The sequence below is a fragment of the Neisseria sp. P0021.S005 genome (assembly GCF_051956955.1).
Genome location: NZ_JBQCWY010000276.1, coordinates 1 through 3,847, shown reverse-complemented (window position 1 = coordinate 3,847; position 3,847 = coordinate 1). Strand labels below are relative to the sequence as shown.

At 46.7% G+C, this 3,847-nt stretch carries 4 protein-coding genes; 1 reads left to right on the top strand and 3 read right to left on the bottom strand.

What is annotated here, in order from left to right:
- The coding region (ftsH, locus tag ACTHUE_RS12565; RefSeq protein ID WP_440423625.1) for an ATP-dependent zinc metalloprotease FtsH at window positions 1-1,673 on the top strand (1,673 nt) is incomplete at its 5' end.
- A gap of 103 nt (window positions 1,674-1,776) precedes the next feature.
- Here ftsH and tpx read toward each other — a convergent pair.
- The 3 genes from tpx to trpS form a co-directional block, all read right to left on the bottom strand.
- Window positions 1,777-2,271 (bottom strand): thiol peroxidase, encoded by a 495-nt coding sequence (tpx, locus tag ACTHUE_RS12560; protein ID WP_070647111.1) that lies wholly within the window; start codon window positions 2,269-2,271, stop codon window positions 1,777-1,779.
- A gap of 42 nt (window positions 2,272-2,313) precedes the next feature.
- Entirely contained in the window at window positions 2,314-2,853 is a 540-nt protein-coding gene (locus tag ACTHUE_RS12555) for a hypothetical protein (RefSeq protein WP_070615945.1), read from the bottom strand.
- An 80-nt stretch (window positions 2,854-2,933) separates the two neighbouring features.
- Window positions 2,934-3,847 (bottom strand): tryptophan--tRNA ligase (gene trpS / locus ACTHUE_RS12550; protein WP_440423623.1); only part of this gene is annotated, 914 nt, incomplete at its 5' end.

Sequence of the window (3,847 nt, the reverse complement as noted above, 5' to 3'; positions counted from 1 at the left end):
TGACTCCGGAAGAAAAACCAAGCATGCTGGCCAGTCTGTTTTACAGCCTGCTGCCTGTTTTGTTGTTGATCGGTGCATGGTTCTACTTCATGCGCATGCAAAGCGGCGGTGGCGGTAAAGGCGGCGCATTCTCTTTTGGTAAGAGCCGTGCACGTTTACTGGACAAAGATTCCAATAAAGTTACTTTTGCCGATGTCGCCGGTTGTGATGAGGCAAAAGAAGAAGTACAAGAAATTGTGGATTACCTGAAATCGCCTAACCGCTATCAAAGCCTGGGTGGTCGTGTACCTCGCGGTATTTTGTTGGCCGGTAGCCCTGGTACGGGTAAAACATTGCTGGCTAAAGCGATTGCCGGTGAGGCCGGTGTGCCATTCTTCAGCATTTCAGGTTCTGACTTCGTAGAAATGTTTGTCGGTGTCGGTGCGAGCCGTGTCCGCGATATGTTCGAGCAGGCCAAGAAAAACGCGCCATGTATCATCTTTATTGATGAAATTGATGCGGTTGGCCGTCAGCGTGGTGCTGGTTTGGGCGGTGGTAATGATGAGCGTGAGCAAACATTAAACCAATTGTTGGTTGAAATGGATGGTTTTGAAAGCAATCAAACCGTTATTGTGATCGCAGCAACCAACCGTCCTGATGTACTTGACCCAGCGTTGCAGCGTCCGGGCCGTTTTGACCGTCAAGTCGTTGTTCCATTGCCTGATATCCGTGGCCGTGAGCAAATCTTGAAAGTACACGCTAAAAAAGTACCTTTGGATGCATCCGTAGATTTGACTTCTTTAGCACGCGGTACACCTGGTTTTTCAGGTGCGGATTTGGCAAACTTGGTCAATGAAGCAGCTTTGTTTGCCGGTCGTCGTAATAAAGTTAAAGTCGATCAAAGCGACTTTGAAGATGCTAAAGACAAAATCTACATGGGTCCGGAGCGTCGCAGTATGGTAATGCACGAAGATGAAAAACGTGCGACAGCCTATCATGAGGCCGGTCATGCAATCGTAGCGGAAAGCCTGCCGTTTACCGATCCGGTTCACAAAGTAACGATTATGCCTCGTGGCCGTGCATTGGGTTTGACTTGGCAGCTGCCTGAGCGTGACCGCATCAGTATGTACAAAGACCAAATGCTGAGCCAGCTCTCAATCTTGTTTGGTGGCCGTATTGCTGAAGATATTTTTGTCGGCCGTATTTCTACCGGTGCATCTAACGACTTTGAGCGTGCAACTCAAATGGCACGCGAGATGGTAACGCGTTATGGTATGAGCGACAAAATGGGTGTGATGGTTTATGCTGAGAACGAAGGTGAGGTATTCTTGGGTCGCAGCGTAACCCGTTCTCAAAATATTTCCGAGAAAACCCAACAAGATATCGATGCGGAAATCCGCCGTATTTTGGATGAGCAATACCAAGTGGCTTACAAAATCTTGGATGAAAATCGTGATAAGATGGAAACCATGTGCAAAGCACTTATGGATTGGGAAACCATCGATCGAGACCAAGTTTTGGAAATTATGGCCGGTAAACAGCCTAGTCCGCCTAAAGATTATAGCCACAATGTCCGCGATGACAAAGTGGAAGAGTATGAAGCGCCTATTGCTGAAGCTGCTGAAGCTGTTGAGCAAAATGAGGTTCAGAATACTGAGTCAGTAGAAACAGACAAAACAGATAAATCTGTATAAGGTTTGAAACAGAAAACGGTAGCTTTTAAGCTACCGTTTTTATTTTGAAGATAAGCTAAAGGCCGTCTGAAAATTTTCAGACGACCTGATTTTATTGAGTCAATTACAAAACAGCTAAAGCTGCTTCGTAGTCAGGCTCGTTCGCAATTTCAGAAACCAACTCAGCGTGGAGAACTTGGTTTTGATCATTTAAAACCACCACTGCGCGGGCAGTCAGGCCGCGTAATGGGCTTTCTGTCAGTGTTACTCCGTAATCGTTAGAAAAGCTGCTGCGGAATGTGGAAAGTGTCACTACATTTTCTAAACCTTCTGCACCGCAGAAACGGGCTTGTGCAAACGGTAAATCGGCAGAAATGCACAAGACGACGGTATTTTCTAACGAAGAGGCACGTTTGTTGAAAGTGCGGACGGACTGGGCGCATACACCTGTGTCAATGCTAGGGAAAATATTCAGCACTTTGCGTTTGCCTGCATAGTCAGCCAATGATTTCTCAGATAGGTCTGCTGCTACCAATGTGAAATCAGGTGCAACTTGGCCGATGGCAGGCAAATTGCCGTTTGTAGAAATAGGTGAGCCTTGGAAAGTAACTTGAGCCATGATTCAGTCCTCGTGTCAGGGGAAAATAGGATGGTTAGAAGTTTAGTAATGACGGCGACGGAAATAGAACATGCCTTCGCTGTCAATTTCTAAAATATAGCGGCCGTTTTGTACGGCGGCATAACCGCTTTTGCCTTCGGTATAAGGCTGCAAAGCAGCGTGTGAAATCAGATAGTCGGTCAGTTTGCCGCCGTCTTGGGCAATATTGTCCACCATTTTTGCAAAGGCTGTGTGGCAGACTCCGTTGGCTGACCAGCCGGCTGAAACGCCTTTTTCATTTTTTTCCATGCATTGGCCGCTGATGACTTCTAAGTCGGTAGGGTGCTTACCAATCAGATTGATGACGCCACCTTCTATGCCGTTAATCGGATAGGTACGTTGTTTTTTACCTTCTTTCGTTTCGCCGTCTTGAGCTGTACCTAAATCCAAACCGGTTATGGCTTGTTCATCAATATATTTAACTTTGAAGGTAGGTTTAGGCGCTTTGCCTGAAGCAGCATCATTGGCGGCAGTATCTTCAGATTTACCGCCGCAAGCAGCCAATGAAAGGCTGAGTAAGATAAGGGGGAAGGTTTTTTTCATATGAGAAACCCTAGAAAACGATTATATTTCAAATAATAAATGATATTATGACCGTCTGAAATTTTCAGGCGGCCTTGCTATTATTTCAACGAACGAATACCTACTGCATCGCGTACTTTATCCAACAATTCACGTGCTTCTTTACGCGCTTTTTGTGCGCCGGCCTGCAAAATGTCTTCAATTTGAGATGGTTTGGCTGTCAACTCATTGTAACGCTCGCGCGGTTCTGCGAGCTCGGCATTGATTTTTGCACCCAAGAGTTTCTTGGCCTCACCCCAAGCAAGGCCTTCGGCCAGCATTTGCGTGAACTCAGCAGTTTCAGACAGCGTGGAGAAGGCTTTGTAGATTTCAAACAGAGGACTTTCATCAGGCTGTTTCGGCTCGCCGGGTTCTTTCATATTGGTGATGATTTTGTTGACCGATTTTTGGGTTTTTTTATCGTTTTCCCAAAGCGGAATGGTATTGCCGTAAGACTTGGACATTTTGCGTCCGTCCAAGCCGACCAAGAGTTCGACGTTTTCATCAATCTTCACTTCTGGCAGGGTGAAGAGTTCTTGGAAGCGGTGGTTAAAGCGACCGGCAATATCGCGTGCCATTTCAACGTGTTGGATTTGGTCGCGACCGACTGGTACTTCATGGGCATTGAACATAAGGATGTCAGCGGTCATGAGGATAGGGTAGCTGTACAGGCCCATTTCCACGCCGTGATCCGGATCTTCCTGACCGTTTTCGGTATTTGCCTGTACTGCGGCTTTATAAGCGTGGGCGCGGTTCATTAGGCCTTTTGCAGTGATACAGGTCAGAATCCAGTTCAATTCCATCACTTCGGGAATATCGCTTTGACGATAGAAAGTGGTCTGTTCAGGGTTGAGTCCGCAGGCGAGCCATGTGGCGGCAACAGCTTGAGTAGATTGATGAATCATTTCCGGCTCATGACATTTGATGATGCCGTGATAGTCGGCCAAAAAGAGGAATGATTCGGTATTGGAATCTT